Annotated in this window: 13 protein-coding genes and 1 pseudogene; 6 read left to right on the top strand and 8 right to left on the bottom strand. The window is 38.2% G+C overall.

Annotated elements, in window-relative coordinates:
• The first annotated feature begins 372 nt into the window (after positions 1-372).
• From H6G83_RS33190 to H6G83_RS33175, 4 genes are all read left to right on the top strand, one after another.
• The gene (locus H6G83_RS33190) at positions 373-1,032 is read left to right on the top strand and encodes a hypothetical protein (protein ID WP_190480160.1); all 660 of its coding nucleotides are present in this window, start codon (positions 373-375) and stop codon (positions 1,030-1,032) included.
• Positions 1,033-1,221: 189 nt separating this feature from the next.
• Positions 1,222-2,028 (top strand): P-loop NTPase family protein, encoded by an 807-nt coding sequence (locus H6G83_RS33185; protein ID WP_190480158.1) that lies wholly within the window; start codon positions 1,222-1,224, stop codon positions 2,026-2,028.
• Positions 2,029-2,341: 313 nt separating this feature from the next.
• A complete protein-coding gene (recD2, locus tag H6G83_RS33180; RefSeq protein ID WP_190480157.1) occupies positions 2,342-4,588 on the top strand; it encodes an SF1B family DNA helicase RecD2 in 2,247 nt (748 codons plus the stop codon).
• Positions 4,589-4,841: 253 nt separating this feature from the next.
• Positions 4,842-5,885: a hypothetical protein gene (locus H6G83_RS33175; RefSeq protein ID WP_190480154.1), complete on the top strand. Its 1,044-nt coding sequence runs from the start codon at positions 4,842-4,844 to the stop codon at positions 5,883-5,885.
• A gap of 468 nt (positions 5,886-6,353) precedes the next feature.
• Here the strand turns inward: H6G83_RS33175 and H6G83_RS33170 are convergent, their stop codons facing one another.
• The 5 genes from H6G83_RS33170 to H6G83_RS34905 all read right to left on the bottom strand — a co-directional run bounded on the left by H6G83_RS33170 (position 6,354) and on the right by H6G83_RS34905 (position 11,808).
• The gene (locus H6G83_RS33170) at positions 6,354-7,298 is read right to left on the bottom strand and encodes a 5'-nucleotidase, lipoprotein e(P4) family (RefSeq protein ID WP_190480152.1); all 945 of its coding nucleotides are present in this window, start codon (positions 7,296-7,298) and stop codon (positions 6,354-6,356) included.
• Between the two features lie 22 nt (positions 7,299-7,320).
• The gene (locus H6G83_RS33165; RefSeq protein WP_313937703.1) at positions 7,321-9,042 is read right to left on the bottom strand and encodes a PhnD/SsuA/transferrin family substrate-binding protein; all 1,722 of its coding nucleotides are present in this window, start codon (positions 9,040-9,042) and stop codon (positions 7,321-7,323) included.
• Positions 9,043-9,054: 12 nt separating this feature from the next.
• Entirely contained in the window at positions 9,055-10,716 is a 1,662-nt protein-coding gene (locus H6G83_RS33160) for a nuclease-related domain-containing protein (protein ID WP_190480150.1), read from the bottom strand.
• A gap of 292 nt (positions 10,717-11,008) precedes the next feature.
• On the bottom strand, positions 11,009-11,182 hold the full coding sequence (locus H6G83_RS33155) for a hypothetical protein (protein ID WP_190480148.1): 174 nt from the start codon (positions 11,180-11,182) through the stop codon (positions 11,009-11,011).
• 158 nt (positions 11,183-11,340) lie between these two features.
• Positions 11,341-11,808, bottom strand: a complete 468-nt coding sequence (locus H6G83_RS34905; protein ID WP_242044991.1) for a hypothetical protein — start codon at positions 11,806-11,808, stop codon at positions 11,341-11,343.
• Positions 11,809-12,475: 667 nt separating this feature from the next.
• Here H6G83_RS34905 and H6G83_RS33145 point away from each other — a divergent pair.
• Positions 12,476-13,318, top strand: a complete 843-nt coding sequence (locus H6G83_RS33145; RefSeq protein ID WP_190480146.1) for a CFI-box-CTERM domain-containing protein — start codon at positions 12,476-12,478, stop codon at positions 13,316-13,318.
• Positions 13,319-13,775: 457 nt separating this feature from the next.
• Positions 13,776-14,156 carry a hypothetical protein gene (locus H6G83_RS33140; protein ID WP_190480144.1) on the top strand — a complete coding sequence of 127 codons (381 nt, stop codon included), beginning with the start codon at positions 13,776-13,778 and terminating at the stop codon, positions 14,154-14,156.
• Positions 14,157-14,226: 70 nt separating this feature from the next.
• Here H6G83_RS33140 and H6G83_RS33135 read toward each other — a convergent pair whose 3' ends face one another.
• The 3 genes and pseudogenes from H6G83_RS33135 to H6G83_RS33125 all read right to left on the bottom strand — a co-directional run.
• Complete coding sequence (locus H6G83_RS33135) at positions 14,227-15,069, bottom strand: hypothetical protein (RefSeq protein ID WP_190480143.1); 843 nt, start codon at positions 15,067-15,069, stop codon at positions 14,227-14,229.
• Between the two features lie 433 nt (positions 15,070-15,502).
• Entirely contained in the window at positions 15,503-16,549 is a 1,047-nt protein-coding gene (locus H6G83_RS33130; RefSeq protein WP_190480166.1) for a hypothetical protein, read from the bottom strand.
• Between the two features lie 34 nt (positions 16,550-16,583).
• Positions 16,584-16,988 (bottom strand): annotated as a pseudogene (locus tag H6G83_RS33125) (hypothetical protein); the annotation flags it as partial.

Here is a 16,988-nt window from a genome sequence, read left to right as displayed (position 1 = left end):
CAAAATTAAAATAACCATTTAGCACAAATGTAACCTTACAGGACAGTCCGTCCTTCTCCCCTGTACCATGACTATTGACAACTAACAACTGACAACTGACAACTGATAACTGACGACTAACAACTGATAACTGATAACTGTCAACTATCAACTGACGACTAACAACTGATAACTGTCAACTATCAACTGACAACTGATACCTAACAACTAACACCTGATACCTGACAACTAACACCTAACACCTGATAACTAACCACTGACAGCTGACACCTAACACCTGATAACTAACAGCTAACAACTGATAACTAACCACTGATAACTACTAATAACTGACGGCGATGCACTGCCCACCTTGCCCCCTGTACCCTAACCATGACCGTATACCAACAGCTGACAATCTGGGATATTCTAGATGAGGTATCTGAAGCTCCGCCCACCTCTTCACTTGCGGCGGTATGGTCATGTTTAGATACTGAGTTGGGAACTTTGTCAGTAGAGGCACAATTGGCGATCGCCGCCGCCGCATTCTCGCAAATCGCCGATATCCTTAAAACCCGCGCCCAGTTATTATTAGAAGATGTCCGCGCCCAGAGCGATACAGACGGCCCCGTGATCAGCACAGATATCTTTGCGGGGCTGGTGCGGACAACAATGCAGCTAGACCTAGACGACTTAATCGAAGACCCCCCGGCACAGACCTTTAGACCACACGGGCCACATCAGTTTTCTCACCCAGCCGGGAGTGCTGATTCAGTAGCCGCCCCGGTGCAGAAAGAGAATGTGCTGGCAATGCTGGAAATACAGACTGTGGAGGATGTCTATCGTCTTGCGGGGGATGAGGATGTCGATAGGTGGAGGGGTGCGATCGCTCAGTACCTGGCACAAGTCAAAGATGAAATTGCTCTGACGAAACTGCAACACAAGTTGAAGATGCCGATGGTGGAAGTGTGGCTCTTGCTGCTACTCGGTGGGTTTGCATTCAGTGTACACACTAATAAATTACACTTACTTCATAAAAACTTTATTAAATAATTTAAGAAATATAATTGCATCCAATCCCTTGTAAATCTCAGTTTTGACAAACTTTTATTGTTGTATTAAGTTAAAGAATTATGATATTTTTTCTGTAAACTACTTAAATAAAAATTTAATCAATAAGTCATTTATGATACTTATTTCCTTAAATAGATAAGAGATTTACTGTTTAAGGATTTTTGAACCATGCAACTCATCCATCTGTCTAATTCAATCAAAGGAGCGCTCTGCGTTGCCTCGGCAATGCTAGCGTTAGGCGTTAGTGTACCTTCTTATGCGGGTACTATTTTCTTATCTGGTGATACTAACATAGTAAATCCTTTGGTCGGATCATTTGATACACCTGTAGATCCAGGTAATGTACAATTTTTTACTAATATCTTGCAAAATGGAACCAACGTAGTTGTGCAAAGCAGTAATAGCGGTAGTAGTAGTGTTGCTAATGCTGAGTTTGAATTCAACAGTTTCTACAACAGTCTTCCTGGTGTAACATCCACCATTGTAAGCGACCCAATTACTGAGAGTGTACTTTCTGATGCCGATTTATTTATAAGCTTTTTGCCTGATGAATCCTTCACTGCTGCCGAGATTGAGTCTCTGAGCGATTTCTTGAATAATGGTGGTTCTATTTTCTTTCTGGGAGAAAATTCTAATTTTCCAGATGAGAACGCACGTATTAATACAGCCCTTGAAGGCTTAGGTAGCAATTTAAGGATCGTTAACGATTTGTTTGACTCTGGTTTTAATACTGCCACAGGCTCACAAATTGCATCAAATCCATTCACTGTTGGTGTCAACACTTTCACTTACGCGGCTCCATCTGAAGTATCCACCGTGTCCGGCGGTATAAGCCTCTTTTTTGGTACGACCGGACAAACTTTCCTTGCGGTCGAGAACACTACTCCAGTTTCGGAGCCGAGTAATGTTGGTGGCACAGTAATACTAGCTGTCCTAAGCGGTTGGCTGATCAAGCGCCAGCTTAAAGCTTCCTAAGAAGTTAATGACCTAATTAGGAAGCATTTACGTTTGTTAGATCAAGTTTGGACAGATGAAAATATGCGAATGTCTGAACTAATCGCCATGTTAGAAAATCAGAGCGATTGACCAGGAGAGAAAGTAGGATGCAGGGTGTAGGGTGTAGGGAATTAAGAAAATGTATCTTTCCTGCACTAAAATTTAATATGTATTAATACTACACCCAACACCTACCCGCAAACGCTGATCGCTATACAAATAAAATAGTATTTGCGTACTATGATAGTTGCGCCAACAAATATATAATAGTGTGCGGCATTTCTGATACCCAATGTCCACTCTACCAACAGCACAACCAAAAGCAGAAGCACAGTACGAAACCATCACCGGAGTAGTCGAGCGCCTGACCTTCCACTCAGAGGAATCTGGGTATACTGTTGCACGCTTAACCCGCACTCGCAGTACCGACCTCACCACCATCGTCGGCAGCTTTGCCAACATCCAGCCTGGGCAAACGCTTCAGCTAACAGGCTTCTGGAAAGACCACCCCCAGTATGGGCCACAGTTCAATGTTACCAACTACCAAGAAACCAAACCCGCAACCCTCACCGGAATCGAAAAATACTTGGGCAGTGGTCTAATCAAAGGAGTAGGCCCAGTCACAGCCAAACGCATCGTTGCACATTTTGGGCTAGAAACCCTAGATATCATTGAAAATCAAATTGACAGATTAATCGAAGTACAAGGTATCGCCAAGAAACGTATCAAGCTCATCAAGAATGCCTGGGAGACGCAAAAAGCGATCAAAGAGGTGATGGTATTCTTGCAAACCCACGGTGTATCAACCACCTATGCGGTAAAAATTTTCAAGCAATACCAAGATAGGGCGATCGCCACCGTCACCGCCAACCCGTACCAGCTAGCCACCGACATCTACGGGATTGGCTTTCTCACCGCCGATAAGATTGCGCGAAACCTTGGTGTCCCCTCCTGCTCAGAGTTCCGGTACAGCGCCGGCATTATCCACGCATTGAGTGAAGCTGCTGAGGATGGCCACTGCTATTTGCCGCAGCCGGAACTCATTGAGAAAGTCAGCAAGTTGTTGGCAACCGATGACCATCAGCCGACAGAGGATGCGATCGCGGATATAATCAAACAGATGTCAGCCAGAGAAGAACTCATCCGAGAATTTGTCAGGGACAGCTACGGCGAGAAGTTATTACTCTGCTACAAACCCACATTCTTTCACACCGAGCAGAATTTAGCACAGTTAATATCTCGACGGTTACGCCAGCAGGTAACACAAGATATCCCCCGTGTTCGTGCTTGGCTAGAGCGATTCATGTCCAGCCGCAAGATTGAGCTATCACCCCAACAGCAGCAAGCGGTAGAGATGGCGGCGTATTCTCCCGTGATGGTGCTGACTGGTGGGCCTGGGGTGGGCAAGACTTTCACTACACATACTATAGTCTCATTATGGAAGGCGATGGGTAAAAGCATTGCCCTGGCTGCACCGACAGGAAGGGCAGCGCAGAGATTATCCGAGATGACGGGTCTGGAAGCGAAGACGATACACCGCTTGCTGGAGTTTGACCCGCGCTCAATGGGTTTTAAAAGGGACAATGAGAATCCCTTAGATTGTGACGCAGTTATTGCTGATGAAGCTTCGATGTTAGACCTGTTTCTGGCGTATTCCTTAGTGAAAGCTGTGAAGGAGGGAAAACAATTATTGCTAGTGGGAGATATCGACCAACTACCCTCAGTCGGCCCTGGCAAAGTGCTGGCAGATTTGATTACTTCACTGCAAGTACCAGTGGTGAAGCTAACGCAAGTATTCCGCCAAGCCCGGCAAAGTGCGATCGTCACGGCAGCGCACCAAATCAATCAGGGTGATTACCCGACTATGGAACCGATCAGCGACAATCCACAGTCGGACTGCTTATGGCATGGTGGCGGTCACAGTCCAGAGCATGGGGTACAGGCAATCTGCGAGTTGGTGAGTGAGTATATCCCCCGGCTGGGCTTTAACCCAGCTACGGATGTGCAAGTGCTATCTCCGATGTCGCGGGGGTTGGTGGGTACTCGAAATTTGAATGCTGTTTTGCAGCAGCTGATCAATCCGCCTGCACCGGGAAAGGTGGAGATTAGCCGGGGCGGAATGATTCTTCGGGTGGGCGATCGCGTCATACAGCAGATGAATGATTACGATCGTGAGGTTTTTAACGGGGATTTGGGGAATATCCTGAGTATCGATACGGAGGAACAGGAGGTTACGGTTGAGTATGGTGGTCGGGCTGTGGTGTATGATTACGCGGATTTGAACGAGATTATGCTTGCATTTGCGATTTCATGTCATAAAGCGCAAGGGGGCGAGTTTCCGGTGGTGATATTCCCACTTTTCATGCAACATTTTATAATGCTGTCGCGTAATCTATTTTACACTGGTTTAACCCGTGCGAGGAAGTTGGCGATTGTCGTTGGTTCTAAGAAAGCGATCGCTCTGGCTGTGAGAACCACGGATGATCAGCAAAGGTACACGCGGTTGTGGCAGAGGTTGTTGCAACCGATGGCGTTGTAGGTGCGCGATCGCTTGAGTGTTGGTCGCCTGCTGTACGGCGGCATCCAGCCAAACTGTGATAGATCATTGTTCCTCAATCAGCAGACTATCACATTACTGATATTAGTAGGATAGGTTCGTTTAAAAAAGAAGTTTTACGTATATCCAGAAAGAAGTGATCTGTAATGCTTGATATATTAGGATTTAGAAAAAAATTATACATAAACTTTTCGTATAATAGATAGCTATAATGCAAAATTAACCACAAGAACGTATGAAAGATATTAAAGAAATTTCTATCAGGGAAGGGATAATTAAACGCGCCTTCGACTATGAAGATTCAGATGCAGATTTGATAATTACCTATAAGTATTTTGAAGAAAAATTCAAGGATTTATATCAGTCTTATGCTGATATATTTTGTTTAGATAATTGTGTTTTTTATATAAGTGAAGACTACTACAGATGCAATGCTTTTGCAGGAAAAATCGAGGATTATAATATTATAGGGATTACGAATGGATACCCTATATTAATGAAAAATAAGTTTGATGACAAATACTTCTCAAACATTATATGTATTGGATTTATTAACGAACAATCTATTTCAGATGCTTATGTTGATCTCTATGAAGATCAGAACTTTAAGTTTGATGAGTTTATGCTAAACTGCTCAATTCAATATACTTTTAGTCATGAATTTCAACATATATTACAGTTCAATAGCTTTAAGATAAGCAAAAACTTTTTGTACTCCGAAAATTTGGACAAAAATGGTTTTAGTTTGAAAAAACATGCACGGGAATTTGATGCAGATAGGATGGCATCTTTTGAGGTACTTAAGTATACATTCAGTGTGTATAGTAGCCTAAATGATAAAAACAACGAAAAATTTAAATGTATGTTATACATTGCCTTAGCAAGCATAGTAATTACTAAAAATCTATTTTATTTCGGACTTACAAATCCAATCGATTCAGAATGTACTATTGATAAGCAAGATTTTTATATAAAGCAATACTCACATCCTCATCCATTAGTGAGGATATATAGTATGCTTGAATACTTTTACGTCAATATTAAGAATGACTTTCCAGAGCTAAATATTGATCCTCAAGAAATTCTAAACAATGTTGTAGGTATTTCAAAAATATATTTCGATAATATTATTCCAAATCAAAATATAATGCAAAATTTTTTTGAATCTTCAAAAAAATTTATAAATGAAATAAATTGCTATAACCAAGAGCTATATAATGTTGCAATTAAAGATAAGTACATAAAAGCTTTATTGAAAAAGCGCGGAATCAAATTTTAGGCAAAACAAGGTATTTAAAGTTAACCAAAAAGCATAAACACAACAAAAGGTTTTAGAGGGAGATAGTAGTAGATAATAAAGCGTAACTCCAAATACTCCACTCTTTGCTGCAAGCCTCAGTTTAGATCGTACTAAATTTAGCCTGTTGTGCTTCAGTTTCCTCCCTCCTTACAAGCAAGCAGCCACAAACACAGCCTCCGGTGACTTGATTCCTTTCCATACCCGTATCGCTTCTTTAAAATAAGCAATCATATTGCTCTAGTTCTTTTTCAGAGCAGTTTTAATAGTGGAAAGACCAGCGATCGCACCTAGCTCATGTCATCAACTTCTCTCACCCCCGCCCTTCCCAAGCTTCCAGTTGCCCCTTCCGCCCCCTCCAATCCGGCACAACAGAAGACTAAACTCAGTAAACTAGGTAATAAAAACTTCATATCTATAATAATTATCAAGAATCACTTTAGTTTCGGCTTACTTTACCGACCAGCGATTTAAAGATTCTCTGCGTTGTTGATTTTTTTCTTGGGCTGTCATTTCAAAAGGATTTTGTTTGTTAAATACCTTTGGATTATATAACCCTGTCTCCCAGTTACCATACATAGGATTAGGTATTGCAATATAAGCAGGTTTAACAACTCCTTTATCTGTAATACTTAACATACCGTAAGAGTTACGATTACTGTCTACATGATCACGACGTTGTGGATTATTCTTGCCTACAGCTTCATCAAAGTCATTGAGGGTATCACCAATTAAGGAGACTATTGTATATTTTTTTCCATCAGCACTGCCATTTTTAACAGCATCTACTCGCCATTGTTTAGACGTATTTTCTTTGCCGTCAATCTTTTTGGTAAACTCCCCCTTTAACAATACTGTCTGTTCATTAACTCCAGTAAATCCTACTGCTTTTAAATTATTGATAGTAGCTATCTCTAAATCGTTATTTTTAGAAGTTTTAATACTCTTTTCATCTCGATTAGAAATAAAAAATACCTTACCCCCATTCTTATTTACATAATTAACAAATTCAACTGCTCCCGGTACAGCCTTAGCTTTTTCGACTTTAATCCATTGATTCCATGTACTAAGTTCAAAACCATTATCACTATCTAATAACCCTGCTTGATAGGGGCTATTATCCAAAACTGTCTCGTCAATATCAACAATGACGGCGGGGCGAGATATCTTTTTTGATTTGGCTGTATCAAAAGTAAATTTAGCTATATTGTATGCTTGATAAGCTAAAGCTCTGTATTCTCCAGACTGTTGTACCCAGCTAACTGCTAAGATTCCTTGTTCATTTAGCTGTTTACCAGTGGTGGTCTGTTGCTGTGTATCTTGTTGTAATTGCGATAGTAGCAGCACTGGTACTAATGCAGTGATGGCAAAATATTGAGAAGGTGGTTTAGACATTGGTGGTAACAGGGTTTTTAAGTTAACTTTTTTTGGCGGCTCTTTTGCGCGATCGCCAGTCCCAAGGAGCAGTAAATTGTGAATCTGCCCAAATATTGAGACGTTGTTGTTTAGCCTCAGCTTCAGCCTGTTCCACAATATCAGCACTAGCACAGTTTTTCAGGTATTGACGATAAACCATCGCTAACCCTTCTTTCACTAGTATTTGTTGTACAAAAGTACCATCCCCTAAGCGTACCTCAGCAACTTTGCGCCCATAGCGATCAGTATCGACGATATTTAGTTTTACCTGATCTCCAACTTTGATGATGGATTCTAGCCGTTCTTTGGCTCTATTACCCCATAAAAACTGATTCTTGTCAGCAGGGTTATCAGTATTCTTGTCTGCATCAGATTTAGGTGTTTCTGCGGTATCTATACAAGCAAATCGCACTCTGATTTCTTGATTGGATGTATCATTGACGGTAATTGTATCACCATCATCAATTTGTTTAACCTGATAATTTGAGTCTGTAGAAGATTGAGATATATCCTTGAGTACAATAAATTGATTGGGTTCTGTAACTTTTAATTGAATTATTCCCCCTTGTTCTTGTGGTGTAACATTAATGATTTTGACATTTTGACCTTGTATAGAAATGGAATTAGGAGCATCAGGAATTTGATTAAAAATCTTTTCTGGTATAATTACTTCATAAACTTTATTCTTATCTCCTAATAGTTTAAAAGATTCAAATTCACCTTTTTTAGTCCACCCATTAATTTTACCTAATATTTCTAATATCTTGCCAGGAGTATCAGGCATTATTTTAGGTTTATTACCACAGAAAAAATCAACTGGATTTTTTGCAAAAGGATTGCACTCTAAAATTTTTTCTGTTCGTTCAGATATTTTTAATAGTTGTGAATAATCATGTTCTTGACCAGCACCATAATTAGCATCTTTTCTAATATCTGCTGGGGCATTTAATAATATTTTTGTGATAATCTGGCGATCAGATTCAGAAAGTTTAGGTGATAAATAAACATTACCACCAGGAATTAGTTTACTTAAATGAATAATTCTTAAATTTTCGTCATTTTTAACAGCTATATATGCTGCTGCACCTACATCAGCTTTTCCAGTTTTTACCAATTCTTTGATTTTAGATGATTTATGACCCATATTTACTTTTAGGGTTTTACCATATAAGTCATAAGCAGCTACATAAAAACTAGATGCTGAATTAAAATCACCCATAGCAATAGTATGTGTTGGTTTTAAATCGCTAATGGATTTAATAGGACTATTAGCTTTTGTGAATAATGTAGCTTGATAATATGGTGGACTATCAGGAAACATTCGGGCTGCATAAGAATAACCGTTATTTTTGGCAGCTATTGAAAGCATTGGTGATTGAGGAAAGGCAATATCCCATTCCTTATTAATCATTCTTTTTCTAGCTTCTTCATAAGAAAGTTTTTCATCACCATCAATAACTATTTGGACTTTATTACCAAATTGCTGCTTGAGATAATTAGCTAATCCTTGGTAGTATTTTGGTGGGCTGAGAATACCAATAGTTAAAGTCGTGGCTTTTAATTTCTGTTCTTCAGTTTTACTAATAGAAGATATTGGTGAAGCTGTTGATGTGACTTTTATAGGTTCACGAGAACTACAACTGAATAAAGCTAAAACACCAATAATTGTAAAAAAATTTATATAAATCTGAATATTTTTAGAATGAAACATGATAAAAAGCACCTAGATTTACGATTAAGCTGATTGTTTATTAAATATACCTGTTAGTTGTTCTAAAATTTGCTGATATGCTAATCCAGTTCGATTTTTAAACCTAGCTTTATTTTCTAAGTCTTGAATAGTAGTTTTCAAATTATCTAAAGTTGTAACTCTGTAAAAACGACTTATATTAGATTTGATGTTATCATCAATAAATGAACCAGTTGGAAAGATAACGATTCCATATACAGGAAGCTTATTTTCATTTGATATTCTAACTCTTCCATATAAAGAAACACTATACGTCCAAACCTGTTCATAAGGATTTCTACCCCAGCAAGCACGAATATTTTTTGTTTGTGTATTCGTTTTACAGACCCACCCAGTATTACGTGGATAACCGATTGATTGAATTTTTCCTAAGTAATGTTTAGCTTCTATAACAATACAGCAGTTATTCATAACAACTATAAAATCTGTACACATACTTGCTTTATTGCCATTAGCGACATCAAACTGCACAAAAACTTTTTTGTCTGGAAAGTTTTGTTGAAGAGAGTTTAAAATAGAAGTTTCAAAATCATTTAAAGGATGATTATCTAGCAACTCTTTTTCAAGACTTGCAATTTCAATAGCTAAATTTTCTGATTTATCTTTTGCTTCGTTAGCAAGTTTTTTTAAGAGGTTTTCTCGTTCTTCATATTCTGATACTGATTTTTTTAAGTTTATTAATTGTTTTTTCAATTCTTCATCTTTATCAAATTTTACTGATATGTCTCTTAGAGACTCTGTTAACTTAACAATTTCTTGTTGGAGCTTGTTATTTAATTTATTGAATTTATCAGCTTCTTCCTCAAACTGATTACGTTCATCATTTATTTGTTTTTGTAATAATTGAAGTTCATCAATTCTCTCTTTTAATTGAACTTGTAAAATTTGGTTGTTATTTATTAAGTCCTCTTGTCTTTCTTCCGCCAGTTTTGCTTCACGCTGTGCTTTTTCTTGATCAACCCGTTTTCTATAAAGAATAAACTCCAAGCCACTCCAGATAAGCAAAGTAGCCCCAAAACAAGCTATAAGACTTGTGGTGTAAGTTTGAATCCTACTACTTCCAGAAAAAGGATGATTTAATAATGTAATCATATCCTCTTGAAATGTCGGTCTTACACCCCTAACGTAGTAAACTCTGCCTATAACACGACCTTGGTTAGTGAACTTGGTTGCAGTACGTTCAGTTGCTTGAGGTTTACTATAAGTCCACTGTGCATATACAGGTGGAGGGTCAAGTAATAGATCATAAGGATGACTTTGTAATTGCTGTGGATCTAGTGCTGCTTTCCAAGATGAAGATTTTCCAGAATTTTTACCTGAATAAGCAACAATTTTCTGTCCACTAGAATCTGTAACTATCAAACCAAATAAACTATAATTACTATCTAATGTACGCTGTACTTCTTCTGGCTGCTTTTTAAGAAGAGCATAGGATAGTTTAGTTGGTAAAGTATGAGATAAAATATTGAAATCAACAGTTTGAACACGAAATATTGTTTGATTCCAATAGTTATTATAACGGTCGAAGGTAACTGCCCCACCAATCCCAAAACTAATTATTCCTGTTAAAGTTAATCGACCTATAGTATTTCTTACTTGTCTTCTAATTGCACCTCCTGCTGAATTAGTATTTGTTATCTTCTTCATCTAAAATTCCTTATTAGCTTGGCTAGATTGAACCAGTGAATATGATAGTAGTGCTTACAAAAAACTATCTATCCTTAAATTATGTCTTTAGTATCAATCATTAATGCTGTTATTCCAATGATAAAAGTAATGAAATTAGCTTAAAGAACCTGTGAAGAAAGCAACATTCTATTTAAACTTATTGTGAAGCGCTTAAAGTGTTTACATTTGTCCTTACACTCGCTTAATAATACTTCTGTTAGGGGTCATTGACGCAGAAGGTAAGTTAATTACCGCAATCTCTTTACAAAATTCACTTAGTACAATCATCACCGTATAAAACCTGCTGCTTATTATCAGGAGTGTAACGGACACACCATCCTTGTGTTGTAGCCTGCCATTGGCGGTAAGCCATTGCAGTGGCCAATATTAATAGCAACCCAATTCCTACAGTTAGTGCTACTAGTGAAAAGCGAATCTTTTTCATACGTATTCCTGTGTCAGTAACCGACTAGTTGCTGACGTTTTTCAAATAAAGGTACAGAATCTATCCAATCTATCAACGCTCAAGGAATTACGGTACATACTGCGTAACTTTGAAAATGGGAACAGGTATTAAGATATACTACTGATTAATAGCTGACGCTATGGTTCCTGTACCGGAAACCGCCGCATCATCTCGGTCAACGCCACAGCCTCACCATCGGGCGTGTACACGACCTCCCCTGACATCGCAATCACAATCCTTTGCCGTCTTGCCCACTCAAACCAAGCAGCCACCTCCGACTTGGCCTGTGCGGATTCCGGTTTCCGACCCTCCTTACAAGCCGCAACAAACACAGCCTCCGGTGACTTCACGCCTTTCCAAGTCCGTACTGCCTCTTTCAAGTAAGCGATCGCACCCGGCACATTCTGCCAATACCGCCTGACTGTGCGCTGAATCTCCCCGTTTAACCGAAACTGCGGGGTACAGGGAATGTCCCGTAGCTGCTGCAATACCTCCTGAACCTCCTCCTGACTTGGCTGTACTGATTTTTTGGTCTGCTCTTGCAGCGATTGCTCCCACCTTACCAACAAGAGCGTAACTCCACCACCAGTAAGGTAATTTGGCATTTTACTACTGATGATGCTCGTGTCAAACTTAAACATCTTTATCCAGTATTTGAACCCCAAGAAACAGATAATTCTAATGAAACATTTTAGTCTTGCCACGCCACTACGTGTATTTCAAAAATCAAATATTAGTCCTATACACAGCATTTACATTTCTATTTCATGTAAACCAATACGGTTCAGTTACGTAGAAAAGTATGCACAAAAAGGTTATATATATCTTTCAAGATTATGAGGATTATCTAGACGGGAAAGACGCAGAAATAGATTTTGATGAGGAAAGGATAAAAGAACTAACTTTTACCCCTTATTAAATTTTTGAGAAGGTAAAACTTAGGTTTAGACATATTACTAATCAAATTCACATACTTTTTGCAGTTTTTAATAAAACGCAATACAAATTTAGAAAATTTGGTTCTTCGGTACTTTTTATGGAAAACTCAGTTCAAAATCTTTGAAAGCCTTATTGTGTGGGCTTTTCATTGAAAATATTGGACATAATCGTTTAGAATGCTTACCCCATAAAAGTTTTGTTGTCATCAATCCTCAATTACCATCAAATCTACGCAAGAACCGAAAATTTTATGTAAATCTATTGATTAAGTGGTATTATATTCTATTAAGTATAAATTTTACAAAAAATATCATTACAGCCTAGAGTAATTGTATGAACCATAACAAAAGCTACGAAGATATAACAGAAATCTTCAGAAAAAAAGGGAAAAAAATTCTAAAAGCGACTTGTATAACCCAAATATTCCCTGATGATGGTACTTTTATGCAACTTATACCTGTGGATGAATATAAATCAGTTGGTGCTACTCTAGAGCCAAATCGAGATATACCAGTTTATAAAACTTGGTATTTAATTCCAGTTATACAAATACATGGTCATCCTTATTCTCAACTTGCTGATTATGCAACTATCAAAGAATACCTAGAAGAAGTTATTGTTTGTTGTAAATCTTGTTTTGCGGCTTATAGAAAAACAAGAACTGATGATGAATCTAGATTCTTTGCTGTCAGTTGTGGTAGTGAGGATTTATGGATAGGTCATAATTTCATGCAAGTTTTTAACTCAATGCAAGATCAGTGGGATGTTGAGTGTATAGGAATTGATTCTAATCCAGATAATTGTTTAATTAATTTGGACGAAAGACGACAAGTGATCATAAAGTTAGATAACAATACCATAGAGGATAATGAACCTAAAATTACTCCAAAAACTACCAATGTAAATACATCCAGCACATCAAATTTAAAATCAAATACATCAGGAGATTGTTTTGTTGCTACTGCAACATTTGGCACTCCTTACGCTGAAGAAGTTTCTAAATATAGAAATTTTAGAGATAACTATTTGGTAAAAAATGCTCTAGGACGTATTTTTATTAAAGTATATTATTCTTTCCTTGGTCTATTATTAGCTAGAGCAGTCCGTAGCAACAAAACTCTCAAGATTTTAATGTCATGGCTACTAAGCAGGATATTACTTTTTTTACCAAAATAATTAAGGCTCTCCTAGACTAGCTATAACAAATTAATACTTAATATCAGGTTAAATTCTTACATAGTCTGGGATTCAAGAGTAATAAAGTAATTTTTTATTAAATACTTGATTTTATTTTAGCGAAACCTTGTTATATCAATCGTTTGAGCCATTTTTTAGTGTTAATTTATCAACCCAAGTCTGGGAGAGTCATAATTAATATAATCTAAATTTATTTATGATTATATTTTTTTTTATTTATTTTCAACAATATAAAACTTAGCAAATTATTAGGGGGAATTATACAACTTATAACAGAAGCCAAGCAAAAGAGTATATACAAAAATCACAAGGTGTATTATCACTGATTTCTTTAACAAATTCTTCTTATTCTTAAGCTGACTGGAAAAGAGCAATTAAGGCTTTTGAACATTTAAATATTGTATACTATTCAATAGTTTTGAATACAGGATTTATCATGTCTAACAAAGAAAATTTTGATTTTGAATTTTATGGTGTAAAATTAGCTACCATGTTATCTGAACCTAACTTATCTCCAGCAGATTTTATTAAAAATTACATTAATACAAGTAATAAAGCCACTGATTTAGACCTTTGTTTACTGTGTAAAATTATCATTGAATTACAAAGTAAAAATGAGACTGTATTAAATCAAATGTTAGTAGAAATTGAAAAATCTTATCCAAATTTAGCTAAAGAAGGATTTCAGGATGGATGGGATTTAACATATAATAATTACCGTCAGAAAATTAAGGACAAAAATACTATAAAAGGGTTGGAATTCATTAACCAAAAATTTGATATTTTCCTAAACCAAGCCGAATCATTTGGAAATTAATTTTTTTTGATTTTGCTGCTTTTTGTATTTTTCGTGGTGCGTTATCATATAACTAACGCACCGTAATAATTTATGGGCAGATTATTCCAGAAAAATCTGCAATATTTCCATAAGTATCAAGCGCAGGATGTGGTTCTACTCCCAATGTATTGTAAAACTTTTTAACAAATTTTACACTTGAATTAGCAGCCCATTGAGCGCAACCATATCCCAAACATCTGTCAGGAAAATAAGGACTGTATTCTTCAAATAGAGGATTTTGAGGAAATTTATTTGCTGATTCCAAAGCATGAAAATTTAATTCATTAAACTTTTTTGTTATTGGTATTGGTTCAAAATCTGAGCTTTGTATAATCATTTGCGGTTTGTAGTGCATTAAGACGTTACGTATTTTGATCAAGAAGTTGATGTCTTGATAAGGTGAACTACCTTTATCTAAAGCTTGCTTTCCGGCTACACTTAAAACTTTGTGAAATTTTTCTAGTGTGCGCTCATAAGAAATATCTTCTTCTGTCCATAGCTTTTTCATTTTTGATTTAGTATCAGAATCGAGTTGGTTTGCATAGTATCCATCAGGGAATTCTACTATTTCTGAAAATAGCTCATTAATTGTTGCTTCCAAAAATGCTACAGAAGCAAAAATTGCAGATGTTACACAAGCTCTATGCTGATTAACATACTTGTCTTTAATAGTAATTTTGTCTTTTTGCTGTCTTGTTACACACTCTGTTTGATATTTTTCTTCAAGATGTTTGCTCATATTAGCAAAATAAAAAGCTGAATAAATATGAACTGGAGAGTAATTACTCCATTGACTGAATACAAGATGAGATTTAAGACTCATATCTGAAATAAATGTTATAACGTGAGAGTTCTCACTATTGTTATCTGAACAGGTGTTTTCATTAGTCATTAGTTTCTTACTTACACTCCAATTTTTTATTCTGAATATAAAGCTAGTAAGGTGCGTTACGCGATCGCTAACACACCCTACTGGCGTGGCAAGGCTAAAATAGTGCAATAAAATTTCTCATCTATCTCTGTGTCTTTGTGCCTCTGTGGTTAATTAATGCAACATTTTAACTTCCCGTGAAAAGTCAGATAAAGCTTAAACCCATATTTATCCTGTGCCTTCTTAATAGCATAGAGAAAGACTTCACGGTATTCCAAGCGTGTTAGGCGAAATTCCCTGTTATTGCACCGGACAGTAACATGGTAGCAAAATCCAGCTTTCAGGTCACGTTTTGGGCAAGACATTGTAACTATAGCGACATACACTACCAGTAATATAAAAATTTACGTGATCTTCACTCAACTGTTTCAAGATTTCCGGCAAATCCAGAACCCTACTCCCCCACCGGATACCGCCGCATCATTTCCGCCAGTGCCACCGCCTCCCCATCCGGCGTGTACACAACTTCCCCTGACATCGCAATCACAATCCTGTTTTTCCGCGCCCAGTCGAACCAAGCGATCGCACCAGTTTTAGCCTGCTGCACCTCCGGCTTCCGTCCCTCTTTACAAGCAGCCACAAACACAGCCTCCGGTGATTTGACCCCTTTCCAAGTCCGCACCGCCTCTTTCAAGTAAGCGATCGCCCCTGGCACATTCCCCCAATACCGTTTGACAGTGCGCTGAATCTCCCCATTTAACCGAAACTGAGGGGTACAAGGAATTTCCCGTAACTCCTGCAATACCTCCTGAACCTCCTGCTGACTGGGCTGTACTGATTTTTCTTGTGGTTCGGTGTAATCATCATCACAGGAGTGAAAATTCGACGCAACCGGGGCGGCGGAAAAGTGTCCCTCATGATGGTCTATCTCGTTAGTCGAGTTAACCTGTTCTGGTTCATCAACGTAGCGAGTAACTTGGGGTAACTCTGGTTCTGGGGTTTGGCTCGACCCTTCCTGGTCACACTCCAAATTCTCGTTTTCCAGTTCCTCACTTTTAGAAGGCTCAACAGCAGTGTGTTGTTGTGGTTTTGAAGTTTGAGGTTGGTTTCTGTGGTGTTGTTCGCTATTGAACCTGGAATGTTCAGTTTTGCCTCTCCCAACCTCAAGTAGCCGATTTAGTGCCTCAAAGTTTAATTTATACTGCCAAGTTCTATCCTGTCCGTTACCAGGATTCTTCTGCTTCTCGATAATACCCATCTCCTCAAGTCGTGCGATCGCAGCCCGAATCACATGAAGGCTATGCTCACCCATTAGGTCAGCGTAAATCCGCTTAAGAGGCTGGTAAATCCAGGGAGTACGGTGATTTTTCATTTTCCACTTTGTCCAGTGCCGGAAATACTCAATCAGCTTGGCGGCGCAGTAATTACCAGTGATGTCAAGGTACTCTCGGCGCAGAATGACTAGGACAGAGAATTTCTCAGTAGATGCAATGCTGCTCATATTTCACCTTATATATTTGCAGAAATTGGTAAGTTTAAAACGGCACATCTTCATCTGGCGCTTGTGACCAGAACTGCCTCAAAATCTCTTGTTTGACTAACTGAACTTCTCTTTTCTGTTCGGGCGATACTTCACCGACTAACTGGGCTACTTCAGCCCGTTGCTGTTCCTTCAACTGCTCAACGGTGACAGAGGGTAGTGCCACAGGTTCAGCTTGACCTTGCTGTGAGGGGCGGAAATTGCGGCGACGGAACATAAACCGAAAGTGGCGCTTGTCTTGTGGGGGCAGCGATCGCCAAACCTCGGCATCCCAGCCTGGGGGTATGAAGTCAGATGATGGGGGTAGCAGCGTTTGCACCTGGGCTTGTAACTGGGCAATGGCTTCTTGCATAGCAGGGATAGCAGCAAGTAACGCCAATTGCTCAGTGCTGAGTGACTG

The organism is Anabaena azotica FACHB-119, from assembly GCF_014697625.1.
Lineage (GTDB): Bacteria > Cyanobacteriota > Cyanobacteriia > Cyanobacteriales > Nostocaceae > Trichormus > Trichormus azoticus_A.
The sequence above is the reverse complement of the archived record's forward strand: the minus strand, read 5'-3'. Positions and strand labels throughout refer to the sequence as shown.

What these genes read in the sequence shown, in the direction of transcription:
- H6G83_RS33190 (WP_190480160.1), top strand. Translation starts at nt 373, where the DNA reads ATGACCGTATACCAACAGCTGACAATCTGGGATATTCTAGATGAGGTA.
- H6G83_RS33185 (WP_190480158.1), top strand. Translation starts at nt 1,222, where the DNA reads ATGCAACTCATCCATCTGTCTAATTCAATCAAAGGAGCGCTCTGCGTT.
- recD2 (WP_190480157.1), top strand. Translation starts at nt 2,342, where the DNA reads ATGTCCACTCTACCAACAGCACAACCAAAAGCAGAAGCACAGTACGAA.
- H6G83_RS33175 (WP_190480154.1), top strand. Translation starts at nt 4,842, where the DNA reads ATGAAAGATATTAAAGAAATTTCTATCAGGGAAGGGATAATTAAACGC.
- H6G83_RS33170 (WP_190480152.1), bottom strand. Translation starts at nt 7,298, where the DNA reads ATGTCTAAACCACCTTCTCAATATTTTGCCATCACTGCATTAGTACCA.
- H6G83_RS33160 (WP_190480150.1), bottom strand. Translation starts at nt 10,716, where the DNA reads ATGAAGAAGATAACAAATACTAATTCAGCAGGAGGTGCAATTAGAAGA.
- H6G83_RS33155 (WP_190480148.1), bottom strand. Translation starts at nt 11,182, where the DNA reads ATGAAAAAGATTCGCTTTTCACTAGTAGCACTAACTGTAGGAATTGGG.
- H6G83_RS34905 (WP_242044991.1), bottom strand. Translation starts at nt 11,808, where the DNA reads ATGCCAAATTACCTTACTGGTGGTGGAGTTACGCTCTTGTTGGTAAGG.
- H6G83_RS33145 (WP_190480146.1), top strand. Translation starts at nt 12,476, where the DNA reads ATGAACCATAACAAAAGCTACGAAGATATAACAGAAATCTTCAGAAAA.
- H6G83_RS33140 (WP_190480144.1), top strand. Translation starts at nt 13,776, where the DNA reads ATGTCTAACAAAGAAAATTTTGATTTTGAATTTTATGGTGTAAAATTA.
- H6G83_RS33135 (WP_190480143.1), bottom strand. Translation starts at nt 15,069, where the DNA reads ATGACTAATGAAAACACCTGTTCAGATAACAATAGTGAGAACTCTCAC.
- H6G83_RS33130 (WP_190480166.1), bottom strand. Translation starts at nt 16,549, where the DNA reads ATGAGCAGCATTGCATCTACTGAGAAATTCTCTGTCCTAGTCATTCTG.